This window comes from Clostridium sp. Marseille-Q2269 (genome assembly GCF_943736985.1).
GTDB lineage: Bacteria > Bacillota > Clostridia > Clostridiales > Clostridiaceae > Clostridium_F.
Map to the genome: position 1 here is coordinate 131,626 of NZ_CALSFS010000005.1, position 24,759 is coordinate 156,384.

Sequence of the window (24,759 nt, forward strand, 5' to 3'; positions counted from 1 at the left end):
TTAAACAATTAATAAACCGGAAGAGAGTTAACCCTCCTCCGGTTTATTAATTGTTTATATTTTATCTTCTATACTATCTTTATGAGATATAGCTATTTGATCCTTAGCTTTCTCTACTTCTTCTTTGGCTAAGTTTTCAAAAGCCACAGACATCATAAGCTTAATTCTATTTAATTGATTAACTTCGCTAGCACCTGGATCATAATCTATTGCAGCTATATTGGTTCCTTTAAAATTCCTCTTTAGCTCTTTTATCATACCTTTTCCTGTAACGTGATTGGGTAGACATGCAAATGGTTGCATACAAATGATATTCTTTGTTCCGCTTTGTATTAACTCAATCATTTCTGCTGTTAAAAACCAACCTTCTCCTGTTTGATTTCCTATAGAAATTATTGGTTCCGCTAATTTTGCTAGTTCATCTATTTCTCTTGGGGCTGAAAATCTCTTACTATTTCTTAATGCATTTTTCATTTCTTTTCTGTAAACTTCTATACCTTTTATTCCTATATTATTTAATATTGCAGTCTTCTTTTTACCTGCTAAATATCTATGAACAAAATTTTCGTTATAAGCACAGTATAAGAAGAAATCTATTAAATCAGGTACTACAGCCTCTCCACCTTCTTTTTCTATAATTCCTACTACATCATTATTAGCTGTAGGATGAAATTTTACTAATATTTCTCCAACTACTCCAACCTTAGGTTTATTTATATTTTTAATTTCTAAAGTATCAAAATCTCTTATAATATCATTTATATTTTGCTTGAATTCTTTTAAATTACCGTTATAAATGCTATTTTTACACTTTTCTACCCACTTTTCATAAAGTAAATTAGATGAGCCTGGTATTTTTTCATAAGGTCTTACTTTATATAAAACTCTCATTAACAAGTCACCATATACTAAAGCCATCATAGATTTATTTATTAAAGAAGGTGTTATTTTAAATCCTGGATTTTTTTCTAATCCTACCACATTTAAAGATATAACAGGTACATCAGAATACCCTGCTTCCTTTAATGCTTTCCTTAAAAAACCTATATAATTAGTAGCTCTGCAACCTCCACCAGTCTGGCTTATTATAACAGATGTATTATTTATATCATATTTACCTGATTTTAAACCTTCAATAATTTGTCCAACCACTATTATGCTAGGGTAGCAAGCATCATTATTTACATATTTTAATCCTTGATCTATAGCTTTTTTATCTACAGATGGAAGAACTTCAAGATTATAACCAGAAGCTTTAAAAGCTTTTTCTATAAATTGAAAATGTACTGGTGACATTTGTGGACACAATATTGTATGTGTTTCTCTCATCTTTTTAGTAAATACTGGTCTCTTAGAAGTTTCATAAAGCTTGACAGGTTTAAAATTTCTTTTCTTTCTTTCATAGATAGCTGCTTTTAAAGAACGTAGTCTAATCCTTACTGCTCCCAAATTGCTTCCTTCATCTATCTTTATAACAGTGTATATTTTACCTGTCTTATTTAAAATTTCTTGTACTTGATCTGTAGTTACTGCGTCTAAGCCACAACCAAAAGAGTTAAGTTGCACTAATTCTAAATTATCTTCTTTAGCTACAAAACTAGCTGCTGCATATAATCTTGAATGGTAAACCCATTGATCTACTATTCTTAAAGGCCTTTCAACTTTTCCTAAATGAGCTACAGAGTCTTCTGTTAAAACTGCCATTCCTAAAGATGTAATTATATTAGTTATGCCATGATTTATTTCTGGATCTATATGATAAGGTCTACCTGCTAATACTATACCTTTTTTACCAGTTCTGTTTAAGTAATCTAGAACTTCTTCTCCCTTTTTTCTTATATCCAATTTTATATTTTTATCTTCCTCATACGCATCTTCTACAGCTCTTTTTATATCATAAAGACTTATATTAAATTCATCTTTTAATTCTTCGTAAAGCCTTTTAGCTAATCTCTTTTTATTCTCTAAAGATAAAAATGGGTTCATATATTTTATATTTTTTTCTCTAATTATATCCATATTATTTTTTATAACCTCTGAATATGAAGTTACTATAGGACAATTATAATGATTATTAGCTTCCTTTTGTTCCTTTTGCTCAAAAGCTATAGATGGATAAAATATAAAATTTATACCTCTATCTATAAGACTTTTAATATGACCATGAACTATTTTGGCTGGATAACAAGCTGATTCTGAAGAAATAGTATCGATACCCAGATCATATATTTTTTTAGTAGATCTTGGAGATAGTTCAACTCTAAATCCTAATTTTGTAAAGAATGTGAACCAAAATGGATAGTTTTCATACATATTCAGTACCCTTGGTATACCTACTGTTCCCCTTTTAGCCTCTTCTTTCTTTAATGGTATATAATTAAATATTCTTTTATATTTATGCTCATATAAATCTGGAACTTTATTTTCAGTTTTTTCTTTTCCTTCTCCTCTTTCACATCTATTTCCTGACACAAATTGTGTATCATTATAGAATTTATTAATAGTCAACAAACAATTATTTTGACATTTCCCACATCTTCTCATTTCTGTTTCTACAGAAAAGCTTTCTAATTGTTCCATTGTAGCTAACGTAGTTTTATATCCAGTTTCATATCTTTCCTTTGCTATAAGTGCAGCTCCAAATGCTCCCATAAGCCCTGCTATATTAGGTCTTATAGCATCTCTTTGAGATATAAGCTCAAATGCTCTTAAAACTGCCTCATTATAAAAAGTTCCGCCTTGAACTATTATTTTCTTTCCCATTTCTTTAGGATCTCTTATTTTTATTACTTTTAAAAGAGCATTTTTTATTACTGAATATGATAATCCTGCAGATATATCTCCTATAGTTGCCCCTTCCTTTTGAGCTTGCTTAACTTTTGAATTCATAAATACAGTACATCTAGACCCTAAATCCACTGGATTTTTAGATGCCAATGCTTCCTTAGAAAAATCTTGCACACTCATTTTTAAAGAATGTGCAAAAGTTTCTATGAAAGATCCACAACCTGATGAACAAGCTTCGTTAAGCATAATACTTTCTATGATGCCATCCTTTATAATTAGACATTTCATATCCTGTCCACCGATATCTAAAATAAAATCTACTCCTGGGCTAAAAAATTCTGCTGCTTTATAATGAGATATAGTTTCAACTTCGCCAATATCTACATTTAATGCAGCCTTTATCAATTTTTCTCCATAACCTGTAACTACTGAATTTAAAATATGTGCCTCTTTAGGTAATTTAAAATATAATTGCTTAAGTATCTTTATTACCGACTTCAAAGGGTTACCTTCATTGCTCCCATAACTTGAAAATAATAACCTTCCATCTTTATCTATAAGAGTAACTTTTGTAGTAGTTGATCCTGCATCTATTCCTAGATAACAACTTCCCTTAAAATCCTGTAAGTTTCCTTCTACTACCTTGGTTTTTTCATGTCTATTTTTAAACTCAGTATATTCATGGTCATTAGCAAATAATGGTCTTAATGTCCCCACTGATTCTAATTTAAGATTCTTTAACTCTTCTAATTTATCTAATAAATATTTTAATGTAACAATTTTACTATCTTTTGATTTTAACGCAGCTCCCATAGCCACAAACAATTGAGAATTTTCAGGGAAAATCACCTGATCTTCAGTTAATTTTAATGTTTCTATAAATCTATTTCTAAGTTCAGATAAAAAATAAAGAGGACCACCTAAAAAAGCCACATTACCTTTTATAGTTTTTCCACAAGCAAGCCCTCCTATAGTTTGATTAACTACTGCCTGAAAAATAGAAGCAGCTATATCTTCTCTTGTGGCACCTTCATTTATTAATGGTTGTACATCTGTTTTGGCGAAAACCCCACATCTAGCTGCTATAGGATGTATAACTTTATAATTTTTTGCAAGATCGTTTAATCCTTTAGCATCTGTTTTTAAAAGTGACGCCATCTGATCTATAAATGCACCAGTACCACCAGCACAAGTACCATTCATTCTCTGATCTATACCATCATCAAAGAATGTAATTTTGGCATCTTCTCCGCCTAACTCTATGGCTACATCAGTATTTTTAGCAAATTTTTTAATAGTATTTGTACAAGCAACTACTTCCTGTATAAATGGTACATCAAACCATTTTGATACAGAAAGCCCTCCAGAACCTGTAACCATAATACTTACATTATAATCATTAAATTTATTGAAGGCATCTTTTATAAGTTTACCTATTGTATTTTTTATATCTGAAAAGTGCCTTTCATAGACACTGTATAATATATTGTAATTTTTGTCTAATATAACTATCTTTACGGTAGTTGAGCCTACATCTAAGCCCATTTTTAATATTTCTTTCATACATAATCACCTTTTTACACTAAGTATTAAAACAACGAAATGAGTCTATCCATATTTTGACTTAACAAAAAATATATTACTAAATTCATCTTAACTATGCATATTATATACTTTTAATAATGATTATTCAACTAAACATTATGTGATAGAAAATACCATTTCCTAGTTATTTCAAATTGCTTTACTTAATACAATATTTTCTTTGAAATGCAACACATTAATAGTACATACCATATATTTCTTAAACTTATGCTGTTATAATATATAAAATTGTTTTTTAAATATAGCCACAATTTCAAATCATAAAGTCAATTATATTAATCTCTTAATTTAGATTTATGCTCAATAGTATTTATTAATAACATTTATCCTAACTTGGTCATATACTAAATCAATATAAGGCTTATTTTCTAACGATTAGGAGATGATAAAATGGATAAAGTAATAGTTAAAAATATTTTTATGAACTATCACTCTTTAAAAGGAAGTACTACTGCTTTAAATGATATATCTTTCTCTATAAAAGAAGGAGAGTTTGTTAGTATAGTTGGTCCTTCTGGGTGCGGTAAATCAACCCTTCTAAATATAATAGCTGGATTAATTCCTCAATCTAGTGGGGATATATATATAGATAATGAAAAACAAAAATCTATTTCTCCTAAAATAGGTTACATGTTTCAAAAAGATCATTTATTTAACTGGTTAACAGTGTCAGATAATATAACCTTGGGATTAAAGATACAACATAAGCTGAACAAAGAAAGAAAACAAGCTATAGATGAACTTTTAGAATCCTATGGTTTAACAGATTTTAAAAATCATCATCCTGATGAATTATCTGGTGGAATGAGACAAAAGGTTGCTCTAATTAGAACTTTGGCTCTTAATCCGGAAGTACTTCTTTTAGATGAACCATTCTCAGCTTTAGACTATCAGACTAGATTAAACATTAGTGATGAAATATACAATATAATAAAAAAAGAAGGGAAAACAGCTATAATGGTAACCCATGATATATCAGAAGCAGTATCTATGTCAGATAGAATTCTTGTATTGTCTAAAAGACCTGCAAAAATCAAAGGAGATGTATCTATTAAGCTTTCAACAGAATGCAATTCCCCTTTAAAATGTAGAGAAGCTCCAGAGTTTAGAGTTTATTTTAATGATATATGGAAGGAGCTGAATGATATATGATAGATGAAAAAAAAGAACACCAATTATATATAAAAAAAGTAAAAAATAGAAAATATAAAATAATAATAACTAGACTTATAATTTTAATAGCTATTTTTGTGTTATGGGAAGTAGCTGGAAATTTGGGATGGATAGACCCTTTCTTAACTAGTACTCCATCTAGAATGTGGAAAAGCCTAGTAAAAATCTATAGCGAAGGTACATTATTCAATCATATATGGATAACTTGCTACGAAACAATTTTAGGTTTTATTTATGGTACATTACTTGGAACCTTTATAGCCATACTTCTTTGGTGGTCAGATTTTGCTTGCAAAGTTTTAGATCCTTATATTGTGGTATTAAATGCATTACCGAAAGTAGCACTGGCTCCTATTATAATTTTTTGGGTTGGTAATGGTACCAACGCTATAATTATGATAGCTCTATTAATATCTATTGTTGTAACTATAATTTCTGTGCTAAATGGATTTAAAGAAGTTGATAAAGATAAAATACGATTGATGAAAACCTTTGGCGCTAGTAAATGGCAAGTATTAATCCATTTAATAGTCCCTGCTACTATTCCAACTCTAATATCTACATTAAAAATTAATGTAGGTTTGTCTTGGGTAGGAGTTATAATGGGAGAATTTTTAGTAGCAAAAGAGGGATTAGGATTCCTAATAATTTACGGGGGACAAATTTCACAATTGGATATAGTAATGTTTAGCATTATAATATTATCTATTTTGGCATATTTAATGTATGCAGTGGTTGAATTTTTAGAAAAAAGAATATCTGTGAAAATTAAACACTAAAATGATTTATTATTTAATAGATCTATTTGGAAATTTTTCTGAATAGATTTATTTTTTTTTGCATAAAAATAACATAAATGGATATTATAATAATACAACTAAGCTTCAAGCATATATTAGTAAACATAAGGAGGACACATATGAGTTACTTTAATAAAGCCAACAGTTATTATAATACTAAAGATTACGAAAAAGCTATAAATCTATATAAAAAAGCTGCAGAAATCAAGGAAAATGAGTCTTCATCTTTATATAATGCTTCTGTTTGCTTTATAAAATTAAAACAATATGAAAAAGCTATTCCTTTATTAAAAAAAGCTTTAATATTAAAAAAAGATAGTAAATATTTTTTTAATCTAGGTTATTGTTATGCTATGCTAAAAATCAATAAAAAAGCTTTAGTTTACTTTAATACAGCTTGGGCTTTAAATCATGAAGATGAAGATTGTGAAAAAGCTATAAATATTATAGTTAAAAACTTAAAATAATATATAGATCCCCCTTAAATGTGAATATAAATTGTGAACTGAAAGTTCACTAATATTTAATTTTTTTAACTATAATATAAAAATAAATACTCATTTATATAAAATGCTATTAACTTTACATATAAAATAAAAGTTAATAGCATTTTAATTTTTACCATTCTCCTGCAATTTGAGACTTTCTATGATCTAACTGAAATCTCTTAGTATCAAAGTAATTACCACCTTTATAAAAAGTTGTATCTACATTTATCCATCTTCCTTCTTCTGGTATATACACTTGATTCCATGCATGACTTACCCAACTTACTCCGTTAAACCCTTCACCTGTAACTAATCTTACCTTTATATCATTTGCTCTGCACATTGCTATAAATAGACAAGAATAATCAAAACAGATTCCACTTCTACTATTAAAAGTAGGGATAGCTCCAGATTTCACTTGAAAATCATCATTTAAAACTTTATCTGCCTTATCATGATCGTACGCAATATTAGTTCCAATCCAATCATATATTATTCTTGCTTTTCCTTTAGAAGTAGCATCCTCTGCTGCCAAATGTCTTGCAAAATTATTGATTTTTTTATTAGATTTTATACCTTCATCTAAAGTTACCCCATTATAATAAACAATGGTTTTTCTATCTCTAAAATTAGTTTTTTCTGATGAATCTCTACCTACTTCTTCCTTTATAACTATTTTAAAGGAGTTATTTATTATATTCGGTAATTTTTTAGCTATTCCAGAATTAGTTACTGGTATTATTACTTGTTTGCATATATTATTGTAAGTTTTAGATGATTGAAGATATTTATTTAATGTATCATTTTTCACAAACATAGAGAATATATTTAGAACAAACGCTATTAACAATACATAACATACAGCTTTAGGCACACTAAATAGTGCTCCAAATATTCTTTTAAATATACTTCCTCTATATCTTAAAATATCTTCTAATTTATCTAATATAGGATATATTGTTATAGAATTTAAAAGATCTAATATTAAAAATAATATTTTATATATTATAAATATTATTAAAGGTGCTATAACTACATATACTATAAAGAAATTGTTGTTTATATATCTTATTATGTCTTTAGGTATAAGTTCATGTATATCTTTATATATTCCCATATTATGTTCTATAAATATTTTTTTGCTATAATACATACCTAAAAATAAAGAAACCACAAAAGCTACAGTTTTGTTCATATCCTCTATATCTAGTTTTAAATTAGGGGAAGAAAACTTTGAAAGAAATCCCTTTAAAATTGGGAAAAAGAATAGTATACCTAATACTAAAGTAACAGGATTTATTTTTTTATCCAAAATTAGCATAATGGGATTTATATCCATATCAACACCAACCCCTTATTTGTTTATTATGATTCATATAAAATATGATTTACACTTGTTTTTATATCTTCAAAGCTATATCCCCGTCTCAACAAATAATTACTTAATTTTCTATAAATTTTATTTTTATCATTCTCTGATTTTATTATAATATCATATCTTTTTCTAGCAAGTGTATCAATATCATCTTTTTTAGTATTATTTTTACTGTTAAAATATGAATTCTTATGATATTCGTCTAAAATTTTACTTTCATTGTTAACTTCCTCATGTTCATCATATTCTATTTCTTTATCATATAAATGGATATTATTATCTTGTTCATATAAAGCTTCATTGGATTTAAGCTTATTTATTACCCACTCCGCAACATTAGAACTATATCCCTTAGATATAATATATGACCATATTTTTGTATAAATTTTATACTTATCCTTTTCTCTTAATATTATAACTTTATATTTTTTTTCTGATAATTTATAAGCTACTTTTTTTTCTTTTTCATCATCTATAGCATTTATCTTCTCAATTACTATACTTTCTTTTATTCCCTTATTTAAAAGAGAATATTTTATTTTATTTCTTCCATATATATTTAATTTTTCTCTTATATACATATCGCAATATTTATTATCATCCATAAACTCATAGTCTTTTAAAAATTTAATAACTCTATTTACGGTATCATCATCATATTCTTTAGAATATAATTTTTCTTTAACTTGACTTTCTGTTTTTAAAGATTTTTCTAAATACTTTAATCCGTAACTTTTAGCTTTTATATAATTATCTTCTTTAATTATATCCTTAAGATTATTTTCATCTATAATCTTTCCTTTTTTGATATTATGGTAATATATTAATTCTGAACTACAAGCAAAATTAAATTCTTCATTTATATAAACATTTACTCTGTCTTTATTTCTTTTTTGTACTTCTATTTTAGTAATAATATTTGACATATTCCTACACTCCTAAAATAGCTATTGGTTTAAAAGTATGTGTATAGTAGGCTTTTTTAGAACTTTGCTAGCTACTGTATATATATCTTCTTCTTTTATTCCATCTAAATCTTTCATATCTTCATAAAACTGAAATATATTTTCATCATCTATTACTTGATGAAAAGCATAATTACCTATATCTGTTACATCTTCTAACGTAAATGCAATAGCTGTCTTTAATATCTTTTTCATAAGATTTATAGTATTATTATCAAAACCTATTTTACCATTTTTTATATTTTCTATACAATTATTTATAACTTCTAAAGTTTCATCTACATTTTCCCTTCCCACAGAAGTATATATATAAAGAGTTTTTACATAAGGTGATAAGTCTAAATCTGTATATACATCATAGGCAAATCCTCTTTTTTCTCTAAGCTCTCTAAATAATATGGAATTACCACTTTCACCTAATCTATGACTTAATATTGTTAATGCCAGCTCTTCTTTTTTACTTAATCCATGAAGTGTAAATAAATACACAATTGTGCTTTGTTCTACACTATTTTTATAAGAAACTTTTTTCAAAAATCGATTATTTTCTTCTAATACTTTCTCTCTCTTAAATTCTTTCCATATCCAATCTTTGAAATATTTTTCTACAATACTTACTACATAATCATGTGGAAAATCTGAAACTATAGATATGAAACAATTATTAGGTACATAATACCTCTCGTAAAATTTTATAAGTTTATCTCTATTAAAGGATTTAACTATTTTTTCATTTCCTAAAGTATCATACTTTAACGGACTTTTGTCAAAAGCTGTTTCATTTACTTTTTTGAAAGAGTAGTCTTCTAAATCATCCTTACTTCCTCTTATTTCTGCTAAAATTACTTCTCTTTCTTTTTCTATCTCCTCTTTAGGGAATACTGAATTTTGAAACATATCTCCTAAAATTTCTACAGATTTTTCTAATTCTTCCTCCAAAGCAGTTATACTACATACTGTGGAATTAGTATCTGTATATGCGTTATATTCCCCACCTAGATTCTCTAATTCTCTATTTAAAGTTTCATTATCTCTGTGTTTAGTTCCTTTGAACAGCATATGTTCTATAAAATGGCTTATACCTTTTTCTTTTTCATTTTCATATATAGCACCTATTTTTATTCCTGCATGAATAGCAGTTATTTGAGTATCTCTTTTTATAGTAACTAAGGCTATACCATTTTTTAATATAGTTTTTTTTGCATCATACATTTACATCACCTTTTAAATTATATATTTACACTATTATAATTTATAAATATAAGCATGTATATAGTTTAATCAAAGTATTCATACTTAATTGACTATATTAATTAAAAGTATTAAACTAATATAGGTAATATATATATTATATACAATTATAGACAGTTCGTAACCATCCTGTCTTTAATAAAAACTATGGAGGTATTATTATGAATTTACAAAACAAACGAATCTCTAAGTTAGTGTTTTCAGCAGTTATAGCTGCTATTTACACTGTACTTACTTTACTTTTAGCTCCTATAAGTTATGGGCAAATTCAAGTAAGAGTGTCAGAAGCTTTAACCCTGTTACCTTTTCTATCCTCCTATTCTATATGGGGAGTTTTTTTAGGTTGTATTATTGCTAATATAATAGGTGGAAATGGAATTATTGATGTAGTATTTGGTTCAATGGCTACCTTAATAGCTGCTATATTAACTTATTATATAGGTAAAAGCAATTTAAAATTTAAGAAATATTTAGCACCTCTACCACCAATAATTATAAATGCAGTAGTAATAGGCTTTATTTTAAATTATACACTAAAACTTCCACTATTACTTTCAATGATGTGGGTAGGTCTAGGTGAAGCAATATCCTGTTATATACTAGGATTGCTACTTATATCAATAATAGAAAAAAACAAAAAGCTTATGTCTTATTTTAAATACTAAAAATATAAAAATTCCAAGGAGAGAACCTATATGAAGAAAGTAAAATTCAAAGGCAGTGCTATGTTAAATCCCGTACCAGTAGCACTAATAACTACTAAAAGCAAAGAAAAAACTAATGTATTTACTGTAGGTTGGATTGGAACCGCCTGTACCAAACCGCCTATAATAAGCATAGCTATAAGACCTGAACGACTTTCTTTTGAGTATTTAAAAAATAATCCAGAATTAGTAGTTAATTTACCATCTAACAATCTTGTTAGAGCAGTGGATTACTGTGGTGTGCGTTCTGGTAAAACTAATGATAAAATAAAAGAATGCAATTTTACACTTAAGGATTCAGATGAGATAAATGTACCATACATAGAAGAGTGTCCTATAAATTTAGAGTGTAAAGTTATAAACATACTGCCTTTAGGAACTCATCATTTATTCTTATGTGAAATACTTTTCACTAATATAAATAATGAACTACTAGATGAGAAAGGTAAAATCCATTTTGAAAAAGCAAACTTGATTTCATACTCTCACGGGGAGTACTATGCTTTACCTCAAAAATCTTTAGGTAAATTTGGATACTCTGTACAAAAAAAGAATAAAAAGAAGAAGTTTAATAGATAATTTTTATTATGTTCTAAAAATTCCCTGCATACATTAGTATAAAAGGGGGTTTTTTTATGTCCAATTTCAAAAAGCTATTTTATACATTAATTTTTATACTTATAATAGAAATTATTTTAATATTCCTATCACATCATATAAATAAAAAAATAGACACTAATACAATAGAGTCCAATATGATGTGTTCTAAATTATATGAAATAACAAAGTTCTGAAATAACCTATTTTTATAAAAATAGGTTTATTCATTGTATAGTGAAAATATAAATTTAGTAATACAATACATACATTGGGACATGATAATATTTCACTATAAAGTAATTATAAATATCCCTCTTATAAAAATCATGGGTAGAACTTATAAAATAAGCTCCCCCCACATAAATTTGTAAAAATAGTTTTACACAATAACTTGTTTAACTTTGTTTTTTAAAGCTGATTTTATCATTATTGCTGCAGTATAAAGCACTACTAATATAACTATCCAACGCAATATACCCATTGGTAGAGATTTAACTAAAAATGCAGCTATTAAAACTCCAACAGATCCTGCTAAACTCATTGAAACACTAGCTTTTCTATTATAGGCACCTTCCTTAACAAATTTAGCTGATGCTGGAGGCATTAAAAATGCACAAGATCCCATCATTATAGGAAATGCAACCTTTGGTGACATTCCTAACATAAACACTAATGCCATACAAGGTGCGTATAGTCCTATTCCTGCTGTCATTAGAGCTCCTAGTATAAAATTTATTACTACTGCAATTATCAATTTTGTTCCCTGTAATTCTATGGCATCACCACCACCTGGCATCCAATTCATTTGGCTTGCAAGCATAAAATAAGCTGTTACTAATAAAGCACATCCCATTGTAAGCTGTATTATTTTCTCTGGAAGCTTTGATACTATTCCTGCTCCTATGATGGCTCCTACAGCTGCTGCAACTAGCATAGATATTAAAGTTACAGATTCTACTTCTATAATTTTTATAAATATTATAGCTTCTATTAAAACTGGGATTGTATTAGCAGAATTTAAAGTACCTGGTAATATTCTATCTTCTGTTTGCTTTGTTATTTTTAGCAAAGCAGTTTGAGGTGCAAATGCCCCTATACCTAAAACATCAAAGAAGTTAACTATAAACCCTATAAATGCTGTCTTTCCCCAAGACACATCTTCTAAATTATCTTTGTGTTTTATAAAGTCTCTAAGTAGTATAATTCCAAACCACACTGCTAGGATTATTAATGCTAGCCATATAGTTTTTACCATTTGTATCTCTCCTCTTTATCCTTAGTAAGATTATTTATAAAAACATATATAGGCTGTTTGTTCTTCAATTTTTACATTAAATTTTTGGTTTGGTTCTACTGTAAATGTTTCGTTTTTACCGAATTGTTGCCAATTACTCTCTTCAGGTAATTTAACTGTCATCTTTCCACTAATTACTGTCATATATTCTTTTTTTGATGTAGAAAATTTATATTCACCTACATCCATTAACCCTATAGTAGCTTCTCCTTCTTCATTGTTAAAGCTCATAGATTTTACCTTACCATCAAAATACTCATTTATTCTCATTTTTACCCTCCATAAATTTCAGAATACGATTAATATTCTGATTATTTTTTCTTCTGTTTTTAATATATTTTAATTACTTTGTTGTCCTATTGTTTTGAATAGAACAACAAAGTAACTATTGTCTTTATTATTTAGACATTTCTTTAGATTTTTTTACACAATCTTTAATAGCCTCTATAACAGCATTTCTAAGTCCACATTTTTCAAGAGTTGCTACTGCTTCAATTGTAGTTCCTCCTGGTGAACAAACCATATCTTTTAATGCACCTGGATGCATTCCTGTTTCTAAAACCATTTTAGCTGATCCTAATACTGCTTGTGCTGCAAATTTGTATGCTTTATCTCTTGGCATTCCTTCTAATACAGCTGCATCTGCCATAGCTTCTATAAACATATATACATATGCTGGAGCTGATCCACTCACTCCTGTTACTGCATCCATTAATTTTTCTCCTACTATTTCAGCTTTTCCAAAGCTTTCGAATATACTTATAATTTCTTCTATCTCTTCTTTAGAAACTAGATCATTAGGACATATAGCAGCCATTCCTTCTCCAACTAATGCAGGAGTATTTGGCATTACTCTAACTATCTTTATTCTTGTTCCAAACATATTTTCTGTATCTTCCAATGATTTGCCTGCTGCTATAGTAACTACTATAACATCTTTTTTAACATTATCTTTTATCTGTTTTATTACTATCGGATATAAATTTGGTTTTACAGATAAAACTAATATATCCACTTCTTTAGCTAATTCATTACTATCTGTTGTTACTCTAACCCCAAATTTTTCTTTTGCAGATTCTAATGATTTTTCATTTAAGTCTGCCAATACAATATTATGTGGAGTAACTAATTTTGAATTAACTATTCCTCCAACCATTGCCTTCCCCATGTTTCCAGCACCAATAAAACCTATTACTTTATTCATATATACTTCCTCCTAGTGTAAATTTGTTACTAAGAGAAAGAACCAAATTATATATTTAGTTCCTTCTCCTAGTTTTTATTTTTAGTTATATTATATTTTAAACTAATTTCTAGTTAAAATCTTGTTCTGTTCTTTCTATAATTTCATTTTGTAGAACTTTATCTAGGTTATTGAAGTAATCACTATATCCTGCAACACGTACTATCAAATCTTTATATTCATCTGGATTTTCTTGAGCTTTCAATAAAGTTTCCTTATTTACAACATTAAATTGAATATGATGTCCATCCATTGTAAAATAAGCTCTTACTAAATTAGCCATATTATCTATTCCTTCTTCACCTTGAACTACTGAAGGAGTAAATTTTTGATTTAGTAATGTTCCACCTGTTCTTAGATGATCCATTTTTGATGCTGATTTTACAACTGATGTTGGTCCATTTATATCTGCTCCCTTTGATGGAGAAATGCCTTCTGATACTGGCAAATGAGCTTTTCTTCCATCTGGAGTAGCATTTATAACTGACCCAAAGTAAACATGACATGTTGTAGGAAGCATATCTATTCTGTAGCATCCACCTCTACCGTTAGGCCTTCCATTTACTTCATTATAATAAGCATCAAAAGTTTCTTGCATTATTTCATCAGCATAATCATCATCATTACCATATTTAGGAGTTTTATTTCTAACTAAATTATATACATCTTCATGTCCTTCAAAGTTAGTCTTTAATGATTCTATTAGTTCTTCCATTGTTATATTCTTTTCATCAAAAACTTGATATTTAATTGCTGATAAACTATCTGTAATTGTACCTATACCAACACCTTGAATATAACTAGTGTTGTATCTTGCTCCACCTGCATTGTAATCTTTTCCCTTTGATATACAATCATCTATAACAACTGATAAAAATGGTGCAGGCATTAGTGTAGCATATAATCTTTCTATAACTCTATTTCCATTTACTTTTATATCAATAAAATGTTTAAGTTGCTTTTTAAACGCATCAAACAGTTCTTCATAAGTTGTTAATGTAGTTATATCTCCTGTTTTAATACCTATTTGTTTTCCTGTTTGAGAATCAATACCATTAAATAATGTTACTTCTAATATTTTTGGTAAATTCAAATATCCTGTTAATATATAAGCTTCTTTACCAAAAGCACCGGTCTCAACACAACCACTATTTCCGCCACATCTAGCATCCTCTATAGACTTACCTGCCCTTATTAATTCCTGAACAACTGCATCTGCATTGAATATTGATGGTTGCCCCCATCCTTTTCTTATAACTTCGCAAGCTTTCTTTAAGAATCTTTGTGGAGTTTTTTTGCTTATTTGAACATTGGAACTTGGTTGTAATAACCTCATTTCATCTATTACTTCAAGTACTAAATAACTTACATCATTAACTCCATCTGATCCATCTTTCTTCATACCACCGCTATTTATATTTGCAAAATCAGTATAAGTTCCACTTTCTTTTAATGTTATACCAACTTTTGGTGGTGCTGGTTGATTGTTAAACTTAACCCAGAAGCATTGTAATAACTCTCTAGCTTGTTCTCTATCTAAAATTCCTTCTTCTACTTCTTTTTCATAGAATGGATATAAGTGTTGATCTAATCTTCCAGGATTAAATGCATCCCAAGGATTTAATTCGGAAATTACGCACAAATGAACGAACCAATACATTTGAAGTGCTTCTCTAAAAGTTCTTGGAGCATGAGCCGGTACCCAACTACACACTTCAGATATTTCCATAAGTTCTTTCCTTCTTATTGAATCTGTCTCTTTTTCTGCTAATTTAGCTGCATATTCTGAATAACGCTTTCCATAAATAATTATAGCATCACAAGCTATATCCATAGCATCTAATTGTTCTTTTTTATCTAAAGCTTCATCATCATTTAAATAGTCTAATTTACTTATAGCTTCTTTTATTTCTTCTTTTATATCTAAGAAGCCCATTCTATAATATTTATCCCCACCTGCTGTGTGTCCAGGTCCCCTTTGTTCCATAAATTCAGTAAATATTCCTGCTTCGTAACATGCTTTCCATTCTGGAGTCATTTTGTCTAATATTTTATGTCTCATAGATCTTTTTTCCCAAAAAGGAATAATAAGTTCTTCTTGTATTTTTTTATCTTCATCAGTTGTTTTAAAACTTATTTTCTCACGTTTATCCATTATATCAAAGTCTTCTACTGTATGACAGCACAATTCAGGATAAGTTGGCGTAGCAGCTGCAGCTTCTCCTCTTTCACCTACTATAAGTTCTCCATCATATATGCAAAGTTCTTTTCTTTCCATTAATTCTTTTAAAACTAATGCTCTTAATACTGGTATTGAAACAGTTCCTTCATATTTTTTATAAACATCAGTAACTATTTTAGTTCTTTCCATAGAGATACGTGGTATAGCATTTAAGCTTTCTTCCCTTAACTTTTTAACTCTGTCTGTCATCATAATTAATTAACCCCCTATTTTTACTTTAATTCCAGCTTTTTTAAATTTTTCTGCTATGTCATCCATTTTATTATCTGATGGCTTTTCATCACCTGTTAATTTATATTCCATCTTGAGTCTTTTATATTTATCCATACCCATTTTATGATATGGCAATAAATTTACTTGAATTAAATTTAACTTTGATACAAACTTAATTGTTTCATCTATATTTTCATTGTCATCGTTTACCCCGGTTATTATTGGTATTCTTAAATAAATATTATGTCCGTATTTAGACAACATCTCTAAATTATTTAGTATAAGTGTATTTTCTACTCCTGTATATTTTTTATGAATTTCATTATTCATTGATTTTAAGTCGTATAAAAATAAATCTACCTTATATCTTATTTTGTCAAACTTATCCCAGGATGCATATCCACTAGTATCTATAGTAGTATGTATCCCTCTCATTTTACAGGCTTCTAAAATTTCATTTATGAAATCTGCATGGAGCATTGGTTCCCCCCCAGAAAATGTAACTCCACCACCGGATTCTTCATAAAACACTTCATCTTTTATTACTTCTTTTATTATTTCTTTTGCTGTAAGATCTTTTCCTACATACTCTCTTGCGTTACTAGGACAGAAATCTGTACACTTACCACAAAATTTACATTTTTCTTCATCTACCATTGGAATGTTATCTTTTATTTCTATGGCTTTTTGTGGACATCTTTTGGCACAAACACCACAAGATGTGCATCTTTCTTTAAAAAACATTATTTCATGTTCTTTTCTTTGTGTTTCAGGATTATGACACCACCAGCAATTTAATGGACATCCTTTAAAAAATACAGTAGTTCGTATTCCTGGTCCATCATGAACAGAAAATTTTTGAATGTTAACAATAGTACTTTTTTTCAAGTAAATCCACCCCCAAAATATTGCTTTCTAAAAACTACTTTATTGATTTTTAATATTCTCTTCTTTAAACATATTAGGAGTATGCACTGTTAACAATTTTACAGGTTTACTAGTATAGTTTGCCCAATTATGATTTATACTTGAATCATAATGAGCACTGTCTCCAGGATATAACTCCTGTTGATCATCGTTGATAAATAATGTAAGTATGCCTTCCAATACATACACAAATTCTTCTCCTTTATGTTGATAAGAAATAATATTTTCTTTGTTATCTGTAGGAAGTATCTCTATTAATCTTGGTAAAACAGTCTTATTTTCTAAATCATTACTAAGATTATATTTTATGAATCTATTATTCTCTACTTGTAGTATTTCTCTTTCATAGCTTCTAAGAACTATTTTCTTATTCTTCTTAGGAGTTTGAAAAAAATATGTTAAATCTATATCCAACTCTTTAGCTATTTTACTTAATGAATCTATAGCTACAGTTGTTAGCCCTCTTTCTAATTGTGACAGAAATCCTATTGAAAGGTTTGTTCTTTCACTTAATTCTTTCAACGTTAATTTTTTGTTAGTTCTTAATTTTTTTATTTTTTTACCTATATCTTCAATCATTGTTAATCTCCTTAATATTCAATTTTATATAATATATTATTATATCACAGAAAATAATCAACAATTAATTTTATAAATATGAATACTTTTTAGTATAGGTTAAAAATATTATTTCATATAAAATTTATCTAAAGATAATATCTGTTTTTAATTAATATTCCGACTTTTTTTAATATTAGTTGTCATTACTTAAATACTGCTATCATATATTTAATTGTTAAAATATTATTAATCTCTACATTTCAAATTATAATCTATTATATATATAAAGTCTAGCATTTTTTTGATAATTATTAAACAAATTTTCATCATCATGAAAACATAATTTATTACATTATAATAATAACTAATTAATAATTAAATTCCATATTATTTTTTCTCTTGAAATAATTACCAATACTATACTAACAAATAGTCTCTTATTTATACAGCCTGTACTTATCTATATAAATTATCTTTTATGTGCTTAATTATACTTTTAGTATTTGCTAAATGATTGTTTTTCTATAATTTAAAATTATTACCTATACTAAAAAAACTATTGATACTTTATATATCAATAGTTTTAACCATTTATTTAGTATTTAATTTTATTATTTTCCTTAATTTCTTTTAATATATCTATTAATTGACGCTCTGATATTAGTCTAGTGTTATATTTTTTTGCATCCATCATTTTAGTAGCATTAGCTAAATCTCCAAACACTAGATAATCTACATCCTTTGTAACATTGTCTACAACTATACAATTAGCTTCTTTTATTATTTCTTCATAATAATTTGTAGCTTTATTTAATACTCCTGTTATAGAAAATTTATATCTTTTAATATCTGAATTGTGTTCATCTATGGATATTGGATTAATATACACAAATAGATTAACAAGAAAAACTTTATTTCTTTTTATACTGCTTATTATTTCCTCATTTATACCATCTATTCTTTTTAGTCTATGGCAGTCATCATTATTTATGTCTATTACCAAATCTGTAAAATTTAAAAAAGTATTAGCAATAAGCTTTGCTTCCCTTTCTCCAACTTTGGGAATAGAAGATGCGTATATAAATTTTTCTAGGCTACAATTTTTAGCTTTATCAATAGATTTTATAAGCTTATCCACATATTCTGTTTTAAAATCATCTATTTTATATAGTTCTTCCTTTTTCAATAAAAATATATCATAAATACTATTTAAAAACCCTTGTTTAAATAAAATATTTATAGCTTCATTATTTAACGGTTTAATGTTTAATCCTTTTTCATCAACCATATTTTTAATTTTATTTATGAATTGCATATCATCCATGTATATCTCCCCGTCTTGTTATAATATTTACATTTTAAATCTCTTTTTCTAAATTTAAGATTTTTTTTATTAAATCTTCTTTAGGTAAATTATTTAGGTCTGGTCTGTTCTTTGCTAAATAACAATTCACACAAATATCTTCTATTAGGCTATCTTCTGGTACTTCTTCTCCGCAATTTTTACAAATTACTGTTCCAACTAGATCATCATTAGTCAATGGCTTTTTACAATTTAAGCACTGTACTACCTCATAGCCAAATTTATTATCCACTTCTTTTAAAATATTAGGCTCGTTTTCTTTTAAATCTATTATACCTGGTCTTTTTATAAAGGCTTTAAACACAGTCTTTTTGCAATACTTACAATGTTTACTCATACAAAACACCTCTAAACACTTCTAAATATTTTATGTGCTATAACAGAATTTGCATCTTCAAGTTCCGTAAGCTCCCCTATAGTCATTATATCATCAGAAAAAAGTTGTAAACTTTCTATATTCCCAATATTTCCTCCAGCATATATTAATACACTTAAAACTTTAAATTTCTTTTTATCCTTCATTTTATTAAACTTATCTATAAAATCTGGATGAGTATAACTATGTCCATCTGTTATAAAAACTATATCTGCTTTTTTAAACTTGGACTGTTCTATAACATCTAGCGCTTTCTGAAGAGGTGTTTCAAATAAAGTTCCCCCTCCATCAAATCTTTCTGCTATATCTAGTATCTTTTCTGGTTCTCTTTTTCCTTTTTCTATTATTATAGGTTCTGTAGCATCTTCATTAAACAATATAGCTGCAAAATTTCTTTTCTGCTCCTGAGCTATTTCAAGTAATGCTATAGTTACAGCTTTTGACCATTTCTCTTTTATGCCTTTCATGCTACTAGACATATCTATACATACTACCATAGGACCTTTGGATTTTAATTTATCTGATTCTAGTTCATACTCTAATAATTGTTTTTGATTAAATTTCCTATAAAACTCCTTTTTAGTAGTTTCATTGGTTAAAAGCATTTTTTCACTTGGTAGAGTATGTATAATGTTATTCCCTATTCTAACAGATTTAATGGCCACAGCTCCATCTTTATGTTTATTCTTTTGATCTTTAAGGGCACTGTCTTTAAATCTTCCTATTATATCTGACAACTCTTTTAGTTTTTTAGATTTTCTTATTCTCTCTAATGCTTCTACTTTATCTGCAAAAGGAATTTTGGAAGATTTATTGGGTTTATCTCCTAACCCCCAATCCTTTACATAAGATGTAGCCTGTCTAACTTCCTTTTCAGCTTCATTAAAAGCCTCTGCAATTTCTTTTGATAAGTTTTCTATTTCCTCTTCACTTTCTTCTAATTTATCACTTAATTGTTCTTCTATATTATCCCCTTGCTTTTCCATATTTTCTAATTCTTCATCTATTTTTTGCAACTTATTTTTCATATCTTCTTCACTTAAATCACTGATATTATTCTTTAAGTTTTCTATATTCTCTTCTAGTTCTTGTTTTTCTTTTGATAAATCTTTTATTTTATCTTCCGCTTCCTGCATCTCTATTAATAAATCAGACAAGGTTTTTTCATCATTATGATGAGGATTATTTTCTTTGTTTATGCCATCTGATTGTTCTTTTTCATTTTCTTGATTTTGACTCCACTTCTTTGCTATTTTAACAGCCTTTTTACCTATTATTTCACATCCTATGGCTGAGTTTAATTCATGTAAACTACAGTTTTTTCTTAAATTTTGTAGGTCTTCTGTTTTAGCTAAGTTCCTTATTATCCTATTATTAATTATACATGTAGATCTAATTTTATCTTCTCTATATATAAACGGTTCATATTTATATAGAAGCAAAAATATATCTTTATATAATTTATCAAACACAGGTAAATATCTTTTTCCCTCTTGTACTAAACTTTGCATAGTTGAAGAAATATCATATATATCCTTATATATATCCATATCAAACTCATAATGTTTTACTGACTGATCTTTTTTATATTCTCTTTTTTTTATTCCTAATATGGAGTCTATACTCTGAAAAACCTCTTTTTTTTCTACAGAAATTTGTTCTTTTTCCCTATCTTCTTCAAAAACTACATTATAATAATTTAGTTTCATTTAAAGACTCCTTTCAAAATAATCATATATCACTATCAGCCTTAAAATTCAAATCTATACCTAAAACTTCTTTCATTATATTTTCATTATAATCCTCTATATATTTTTTCTTTTTAATCATATTTTCTATGTCCTTGCCATTATTCTCTGCCTGCTGTATTAATCTGTCTAATCTTTTAACAATATTCTCTATACTGACCTTAGCTTCAATAGTAGCTCTAATTTTATCATCCTTATCTTCTATATAGTCTATTTCTTCTTTTATTTCATTAAATTTTCTAACGTAATCTCTAACCTTATCATCATAAGGATTTATTATTTTGTTAATATTATTTTCTATAATAGATATGTCATCTAAATCATTCCATAAAACGTTTTTTAATGCTTCAAAATCCTCTACTACTACATGGTCTCTTCCATATAACAATGCGTTACCTTGGATAACCTTTAAACACTCATTCTTTCTCCTATCTGATACAATTATTCCACTTCTGTCTAAACTATCCATAAGCTTTATAAAATCTAAATATATATCCTCCTTAATATCTATACCTTCTACTTTCTTTTGTATAGCATATATTTCTTCTAATGTTATTTTTGTATGTATATTAATTTCATTTTTATTTTTTTTCATATTTACATAGTTTTTAAACATTTTCAACTTATTATCTGTATCTTTTACATATCCTAGATAATCTCTAAATATTATTCTATCATATAATGCATGCAGGCTTTCATCATCTGGTATTTCATTACTTGCACAAAACATGCTTATTAATGGAACTTGTATAGCCTTTCCATCGTTATAAAATATTTTTTCATTGAGAAGAGGTAATAATATATTTAGAGTAGGTTCATTACTTTTCCATATTTCATCTATGAATGCAATATGAGCTTCTGGTAATTTTCCATTAGTTTTTCTTAAAAATTTATCCTGTTCCATAGCCTTGATACTATATGGTCCTAGTATTTCTGCAGGATCTGAAGTTTTATTTAATAACCACTGAAAATATTTAGCCCTATCTATTCTTTTACATAAATTATATACTAATAAACTCTTACCTGTTCCTGGAGGTCCATATAAAAACATATGTTGTCCAATTATCAAAGCCCTTAAAGCATCTTTTATAATCTCCTCACGTTCCACAAAAAAATCATTAAGTTCTTCTTCTATAATCTTTAATTTCTTTAATCCACTTTCATAAAGATTATTAATTTGATGGTAATCCATATTTATCATAAATTCATTTACATTATTTATGTTTTCTTTTATTATTTCCTGGGAATTATTATTTTTTATATATTTTTCTTCATATTTCAGTTCATCTAAATCTAAACCTTCAAAGAAGTCGTCAAATTGTTGCATTTATTATCCTCCTATTTATAAACATTATTTACATTATAATTCTACATTTATATTTTATACTAACTCCTTGATTTTGTTAAATAAATATTCATATATAAATATTTATTTCATTTCTTGGTAACTTTCACTTGTATATTACAATAAAAGTAATAGCCATTCAACTGAATTTTAGCAAAATTTCTTTTTTTCTGACTTTTTTACCTAGATTTTGATATTTAAATTTGCCTAATTGGATTAAAAGGAATTTTACAAAATTTACAGAACAATATATAATATAATAACGGAAACATTTTGTATATTTGAATCTTTCAAATAATATCCTTTACATAACATTTCCTTTCTATGTGAAGTGATACTTTTTTAGTGTGTCATTGTGTGTGTATTAATTTGTAAAAATATAAATCAACTTTAATTTTTGTTTTTTATTGTCATAAAGAACTATTATTTGTTATTGTTATATTAAAAGTTAAAAATTTAACCTAAAAGTAACAATATTTAATTCTCATAATACAAATTAATAATTTTAATAATATTATATTTATATAACCCCAATACAATTTTTAATATAGTACATTAAGGAGGAATTTTAAAAATGAGTTTTCAATTACCAAAATTTACACCACCAGATTTTAAACAAGATTTTCTTGTTAAAGCACCAGATGTTAAAATAGGTGAAGTTGAAAAAGATGGAGTAGCTCCGGCAGGATTTCATATGACTTCTGTATTACCAGAGTATTTTAAAGTTAAAGGTGAATGGGTTTTACCAAACCAAACTTCTTTAGATTGTGCTGCAGTAGTTAAAGATGATAGCACTATGGAAGTTGTGGAATTTAGAAGTCTTAAAGTTGGAGATAAGGTTATTTTAGGACATGCTATAGATGGCAGCGAAGGGATCTATAGATATGCCCAAGGCTTTAACAATATACCAAGAGTAGGATTTGGAAGATCTGTTGAATCATCCTTTTCAAGAGACTACAAAGAATTATATGAATTATTAAAATATGAAAAAGAAAATAACGGACATATAGTCTGGGTGTTAGGACCTGCTGTTGTATTTGACCATGATACTAGAGTTGCTTTATCAGACCTTGCTGAAAAAGGATTTGTAAGTGCTCTTATGGCTGGTAATGCCATGGCTACTCACGACTTAGAAGGAGGACTTTTAGGTACTGCATTAGGACAAAACATATATACTCAAGAATCAGTTCCTATGGGACATTATAATCACTTAGACCTTATAAATGAAGCTAGAAGAGCTGGATCTATAGAAGCTTTACTTTCTGAAGGTAATGTTAAAAATGGATTTATAAAAGCTTGTGTAGAACATAACATCCCAATAGTTCTTGCAGGATCAATAAGAGATGATGGTCCACTTCCTCCAGTTTATCACAATGTAACCTCTGGACTTGATGCTATGAAAGAACAAGCTGAAAAAGCAACGGTTATAATTTGTCTTGCTACAGTTCTTCACTCAGTAGCTACTGCAAATTTAGCTTCATCTTATAAAGTTGTAGATGGTAAGGTGAGACCAGTATACGTTTACTCTATAGATATTGCTGAATATGCAGTTAACCAAGTAGCAGCAGCTAGAGAACATGTAGGTGTTAAAACTATAGTTACCAATGTTCAAGACTTTGTTGTTAATGTTCAAAAGAACGTTCTTTAATATAGATTTTAAACCCTTAATTTTTGAAAATATTAAGACACATTAATATAT

Annotated in this window: 20 protein-coding genes; 6 read left to right on the forward strand and 14 right to left on the reverse strand. The window is 27.6% G+C overall.

Features of this window, described 5'->3' with window-relative positions; genetic code table 11:
- Window positions 1-54: 54 nt before the first annotated feature.
- Window positions 55-4,350 (reverse strand): 2-hydroxyacyl-CoA dehydratase, encoded by a 4,296-nt coding sequence (locus NGI68_RS08165; protein ID WP_251860982.1) that lies wholly within the window; start codon window positions 4,348-4,350, stop codon window positions 55-57.
- A gap of 432 nt (window positions 4,351-4,782) precedes the next feature.
- On the opposite strand from NGI68_RS08165, the gene NGI68_RS08170 reads away from it, so the two are divergent.
- From NGI68_RS08170 to NGI68_RS08180, 3 genes are all read left to right on the forward strand, one after another.
- Entirely contained in the window at window positions 4,783-5,544 is a 762-nt protein-coding gene (locus NGI68_RS08170; RefSeq protein ID WP_251860983.1) for an ABC transporter ATP-binding protein, read from the forward strand.
- Window positions 5,541-6,344 (forward strand): ABC transporter permease, encoded by an 804-nt coding sequence (locus tag NGI68_RS08175; protein WP_251860984.1) that lies wholly within the window; start codon window positions 5,541-5,543, stop codon window positions 6,342-6,344. The genes NGI68_RS08170 and NGI68_RS08175 overlap by 4 nt, the downstream gene beginning before the upstream one ends.
- Before the next feature lie 140 nt (window positions 6,345-6,484).
- Window positions 6,485-6,832: a tetratricopeptide repeat protein gene (locus tag NGI68_RS08180; RefSeq protein WP_251860985.1), complete on the forward strand. Its 348-nt coding sequence runs from the start codon at window positions 6,485-6,487 to the stop codon at window positions 6,830-6,832.
- 151 nt (window positions 6,833-6,983) lie between these two features.
- Here NGI68_RS08180 and NGI68_RS08185 read toward each other — a convergent pair whose 3' ends face one another.
- From NGI68_RS08185 to NGI68_RS08195, 3 genes are read right to left on the reverse strand one after another with little or no spacing between them, the layout of a single operon-like run.
- The gene (locus tag NGI68_RS08185; protein ID WP_251860986.1) at window positions 6,984-8,174 is read right to left on the reverse strand and encodes a transglutaminase-like domain-containing protein; all 1,191 of its coding nucleotides are present in this window, start codon (window positions 8,172-8,174) and stop codon (window positions 6,984-6,986) included.
- A gap of 44 nt (window positions 8,175-8,218) precedes the next feature.
- A complete protein-coding gene (gene recX / locus NGI68_RS08190) occupies window positions 8,219-9,154 on the reverse strand; it encodes a recombination regulator RecX (RefSeq protein ID WP_251860987.1) in 936 nt (311 codons plus the stop codon).
- A gap of 21 nt (window positions 9,155-9,175) precedes the next feature.
- Complete coding sequence (locus NGI68_RS08195) at window positions 9,176-10,405, reverse strand: M16 family metallopeptidase (protein ID WP_251860988.1); 1,230 nt, start codon at window positions 10,403-10,405, stop codon at window positions 9,176-9,178.
- A 200-nt stretch (window positions 10,406-10,605) separates the two neighbouring features.
- Here NGI68_RS08195 and NGI68_RS08200 point away from each other — a divergent pair, with 200 nt between their 5' ends.
- A complete protein-coding gene (locus NGI68_RS08200) occupies window positions 10,606-11,109 on the forward strand; it encodes a QueT transporter family protein (protein WP_251860989.1) in 504 nt (167 codons plus the stop codon).
- A 30-nt stretch (window positions 11,110-11,139) separates the two neighbouring features.
- The gene (locus NGI68_RS08205) at window positions 11,140-11,727 is read left to right on the forward strand and encodes a flavin reductase family protein (RefSeq protein WP_251860990.1); all 588 of its coding nucleotides are present in this window, start codon (window positions 11,140-11,142) and stop codon (window positions 11,725-11,727) included.
- A 400-nt stretch (window positions 11,728-12,127) separates the two neighbouring features.
- On the opposite strand, the gene NGI68_RS08210 is transcribed toward NGI68_RS08205, so the two are convergent.
- From NGI68_RS08210 to NGI68_RS08255, 10 genes are all read right to left on the reverse strand, one after another.
- Window positions 12,128-13,003 carry a sulfite exporter TauE/SafE family protein gene (locus NGI68_RS08210; protein WP_251860991.1) on the reverse strand — a complete coding sequence of 292 codons (876 nt, stop codon included), beginning with the start codon at window positions 13,001-13,003 and terminating at the stop codon, window positions 12,128-12,130.
- Window positions 13,004-13,033: 30 nt separating this feature from the next.
- A complete protein-coding gene (gene ppnP / locus NGI68_RS08215) occupies window positions 13,034-13,312 on the reverse strand; it encodes a pyrimidine/purine nucleoside phosphorylase (RefSeq protein ID WP_251860992.1) in 279 nt (92 codons plus the stop codon).
- Window positions 13,313-13,439: 127 nt separating this feature from the next.
- Entirely contained in the window at window positions 13,440-14,246 is an 807-nt protein-coding gene (gene proC / locus NGI68_RS08220; protein ID WP_251860993.1) for a pyrroline-5-carboxylate reductase, read from the reverse strand.
- 109 nt (window positions 14,247-14,355) lie between these two features.
- Entirely contained in the window at window positions 14,356-16,719 is a 2,364-nt protein-coding gene (gene hypD / locus NGI68_RS08225; RefSeq protein WP_251860994.1) for a trans-4-hydroxy-L-proline dehydratase, read from the reverse strand.
- Between the two features lie 6 nt (window positions 16,720-16,725).
- On the reverse strand, window positions 16,726-17,628 hold the full coding sequence (locus NGI68_RS08230; RefSeq protein ID WP_251860995.1) for a trans-4-hydroxy-L-proline dehydratase activase: 903 nt from the start codon (window positions 17,626-17,628) through the stop codon (window positions 16,726-16,728).
- A gap of 39 nt (window positions 17,629-17,667) precedes the next feature.
- A complete protein-coding gene (locus NGI68_RS08235; RefSeq protein WP_251860996.1) occupies window positions 17,668-18,246 on the reverse strand; it encodes a helix-turn-helix domain-containing protein in 579 nt (192 codons plus the stop codon).
- Window positions 18,247-18,823: 577 nt separating this feature from the next.
- Window positions 18,824-19,552 carry a BRCT domain-containing protein gene (locus NGI68_RS08240; protein WP_251860997.1) on the reverse strand — a complete coding sequence of 243 codons (729 nt, stop codon included), beginning with the start codon at window positions 19,550-19,552 and terminating at the stop codon, window positions 18,824-18,826.
- A 34-nt stretch (window positions 19,553-19,586) separates the two neighbouring features.
- On the reverse strand, window positions 19,587-19,928 hold the full coding sequence (locus NGI68_RS08245) for a hypothetical protein (RefSeq protein ID WP_251860998.1): 342 nt from the start codon (window positions 19,926-19,928) through the stop codon (window positions 19,587-19,589).
- A gap of 11 nt (window positions 19,929-19,939) precedes the next feature.
- A complete protein-coding gene (locus tag NGI68_RS08250; RefSeq protein ID WP_251860999.1) occupies window positions 19,940-21,676 on the reverse strand; it encodes a vWA domain-containing protein in 1,737 nt (578 codons plus the stop codon).
- Between the two features lie 22 nt (window positions 21,677-21,698).
- On the reverse strand, window positions 21,699-23,042 hold the full coding sequence (locus NGI68_RS08255) for an AAA family ATPase (RefSeq protein ID WP_251861000.1): 1,344 nt from the start codon (window positions 23,040-23,042) through the stop codon (window positions 21,699-21,701).
- Between the two features lie 592 nt (window positions 23,043-23,634).
- Between NGI68_RS08255 and NGI68_RS08260 the strand changes: the two genes are divergently transcribed.
- Window positions 23,635-24,708, forward strand: coding sequence for a putative NPN-dependent ornithine cyclodeaminase (locus NGI68_RS08260; RefSeq protein WP_251860315.1), 1,074 nt, complete (start codon window positions 23,635-23,637; stop codon window positions 24,706-24,708).
- Window positions 24,709-24,759: the final 51 nt, after the last annotated feature.